General features: G+C 73.4%; 3 protein-coding genes. All 3 read left to right on the top strand.

Annotated elements, in window-relative coordinates; genetic code table 11:
- Window positions 1-250: 250 nt before the first annotated feature.
- From A6V29_RS05070 to mdh, 3 genes are read left to right on the top strand one after another with little or no spacing between them, the layout of a single operon-like run.
- Window positions 251-1,120 (top strand): bifunctional methylenetetrahydrofolate dehydrogenase/methenyltetrahydrofolate cyclohydrolase, encoded by an 870-nt coding sequence (locus A6V29_RS05070; RefSeq protein ID WP_137159297.1) that lies wholly within the window; start codon window positions 251-253, stop codon window positions 1,118-1,120.
- Window positions 1,117-1,422, top strand: coding sequence for a DUF3017 domain-containing protein (locus tag A6V29_RS05075; protein WP_137159298.1), 306 nt, complete (start codon window positions 1,117-1,119; stop codon window positions 1,420-1,422). The genes A6V29_RS05070 and A6V29_RS05075 overlap by 4 nt, the downstream gene beginning before the upstream one ends.
- Window positions 1,423-1,470: 48 nt before the next feature.
- On the top strand, window positions 1,471-2,424 hold the full coding sequence (gene mdh / locus A6V29_RS05080) for a malate dehydrogenase (RefSeq protein WP_137159299.1): 954 nt from the start codon (window positions 1,471-1,473) through the stop codon (window positions 2,422-2,424).
- The last annotated feature ends 27 nt before the right edge of the window (window positions 2,425-2,451 follow it).

The raw sequence follows: 2,451 nt of genomic DNA on the forward strand, positions 1-2,451 counted from the left end.
GCGGCGGCGAGCCCGGCGAGGATGAGCAGCAGGCCGCCCAGGCTGTCCGGGCCGCGGACCGCGACGGGCTCGGCGGAGTAGACCGGCGCCGTCGTCTCGTACGGCGGGCCGGCCGCGGTCGCTCCGACGGGGGGCTGCTCGCGCTCGGTCATGGCGCACCTCGGGCTCGGACGTCGTGGATGGGGAGCCGTCGTCGCCGAGCCTAGGGCCGCGCGGACCGTCGTGGGCACTCCTCGGGCACACTGTGCCGGTGCCCGCGACGATCCTGGACGGCAAGGCGACGGCGGCGGCGATCCGCTCCGAACTGACCGAGCGGGTGGCGGCGCTGGCCGCCGCCGGTCACCGGCCAGGGCTCGGCACCCTGCTCGTGGGTGACGACCCCGGCAGCCGCTGGTACGTGAACGCCAAGCACTCCGACTGCGCCGAGGTCGGCATCGCGAGCATCCAGCGCGAGCTGCCGGCCACCGCGACCGAGGCCGACGTCCTCGCCGTCGTGGAGGAGCTCAACGCCGACCCGGCCTGCACCGGCTACATCGTCCAGCTGCCGTTGCCCGCCGGGATCGAGGAGAGCCGCATCCTCGAGGCCATGGACCCGGCCAAGGACGCCGACGGGCTGCACCCGGTCAACCTCGGCCGGCTGGTCCTCAACGTGCCCGGGCCGCTGCCCTGCACCCCGGTCGGCATCGTCGAGCTGCTGCGCCGCTACGAGGTGCCGATCGCCGGCGCGGAGGTCGTCGTCGTCGGTCGGGGCATCACCGTCGGCCGTCCGCTCGGCCTGCTGCTCACCCGCCGCACGGAGAACGCGACCGTGACGCTGTGCCACACCGGCACCCGCGACCTCGCCGCGCACCTGCGTTCGGCCGACATCGTGGTCGCCGCCGCAGGCGTCCCCGGGCTGGTCACCGCCGACCTGGTCAAGCCGGGCGCCGCGGTGCTCGACGTCGGCGTCAGCCGGGTCGACGGGAAGATCGCCGGGGACGTGGCGAAGGACGTCGTGGACGTGGCCGGCCACGTGGCGCCCAACCCGGGCGGGGTCGGCCCGATGACGCGGGCGATGCTGCTGCAGAACGTCGTCCTGGCCGCGGAGCGGGCCGCCGCGGACGAGGCGCTCTCGGCGTGAGCGAGGGGCGTCCGCCGCTCTACGTCCGCCGGCCGTTCCTGGCCGGCCTGCTCCGCCAGCTGCCGCTGGTGGCGGTGCTCCTGGTCGTGGAGGTCGGGCTGGCGCTGGTCGTCGTCGAGCGCTGGCGGCTCGGGCTGGTCGTCATGGGGCTGGCCCTGATCGGTGCCGCGCTGCTGCGGCTCTTCCTGCCGGTGCGCCGGGTGGGCTTCCTCGCCGTCCGCAGCCGGCTCACCGACGTGCTGCTGACCTCGGGGGCGGGGCTGGCGCTGACCGTCATCGCGGTGGCGATTCCCGGGCCGTGACCGGCCCCGCTGAGGCGCAGCGCCGTCACCGGCGCTAGGTTGACGGCCATGGCAGAGAAGCCTCGGAACGGCAAGGTCACCGTGGTCGGAGCCGGTTTCTACGGCTCCACGACAGCTCTCCGTCTGGCCGAGTACGACGTCTTCGAGACCGTCGTCCTCACCGACATCGTCGAGGGCAAGCCCGAGGGCCTGGCCCTCGACATGAACCAGTCACGCCCGATCGAGGGCTTCGAGACGGAGGTCATCGGGGTCGGCGGCGGGTCCTACGAGGGAACCGAGGGCTCCGACGTCGTCGTCGTCACCGCCGGGCTCCCGCGCAAGCCGGGCATGAGCCGGATGGATCTCATCGAGACCAACGCGAAGATCGTGCGGCAGGTCTCGGAGAACATCGCGCAGACCTCGCCCGACGCGGTGGTCATCGTCGTCTCCAACCCGCTGGACGAGATGACCGCGCTGGCGCAGCTGGCCACCGGGTTCCCGAAGCACCGGGTCATGGGCCAGGCGGGGATGCTCGACACCGCGCGCTTCACCAACAACGTGGCCGAGGAACTCGGCGTCCCCGTCTCCTCGGTGCGGACGCTGACCCTGGGCTCGCACGGCGACACGATGGTGCCGGTGCCGTCGCGGTGCACCGTGGACGGCAAGCCGCTGTCCGACGTCCTGGCTCCCGACCGGATCGAGCATCTGGTCGACCGCACCCGCAACGGCGGGGCCGAGGTGGTGGCGCTGCTCAAGACGGGCTCGGCCTACTACGCGCCGTCGGCGGCAGCGGCCCGCATGGCGAAGGCGGTCATCGAGGACTCGGGCGCGGTCATGCCGGTCTGCGCCTGGGTCGACGGCCAGTACGGCATCTCCGGCGTCTACCTGGGGGTCGAGGCCGAGATCGGCCGAGAAGGAGTGCGGAAGGTCGTCGAGGGCGACCTCTCCGAGAGCGAGCTGGCCGGGCTGCGCGAAGCAGCCGAGGCCGTGCGCGCCAAGCAGGCTGACGTAGCCGACCTCTGAAGAAGGACCCCCTTCCTCCCCACCCCT

The sequence above is a fragment of the Blastococcus sp. CCUG 61487 genome, assembly GCF_005222955.1.
Classification (GTDB): domain Bacteria; phylum Actinomycetota; class Actinomycetes; order Mycobacteriales; family Geodermatophilaceae; genus Blastococcus.

Excerpts from the sequence above, each read along its gene's own strand:
- mdh (WP_137159299.1), top strand. The coding sequence starts at position 1,471 with ATGGCAGAGAAGCCTCGGAACGGCAAGGTCACCGTGGTCGGAGCCGGT.